Below are 272 nucleotides of genomic sequence, written 5' to 3' on the forward strand. Positions count from 1 at the left end.
ATGCCTTTGTCTAGCCGACCGATCAGCTCGAACTGTTCGCGCAACGCCTCGAACACCCTCGCCGGCACGTCTTCCTCCACTTCGGCCAGCCGCTCGTGCATCTCCGCCAAGCCCGCCTGACGCCCCTTCTTGAAGCTCAAGCCAAACTCATAGAGCGCGCCGCGCAAGGCATTGATCATCATCGTGCGCATCTTGATGTGCTGCTCTCGCATCCGATGCAACACCAGTGTCGCCTGCTGCTCCACTGTCTTCGGCGTCACTGCCGGCATGCC

General features: G+C 61.4%; 1 pseudogene. It reads right to left on the bottom strand.

Features of this window, described 5'->3' with window-relative positions:
• Positions 1 to 245 (bottom strand): annotated as a pseudogene (locus tag ACYP5B_RS33980) (IS110 family transposase); the annotation flags it as partial.
• Positions 246 to 272: the final 27 nt, after the last annotated feature.

It is taken from the genome of Cupriavidus sp. 8B, assembly GCF_054589115.1.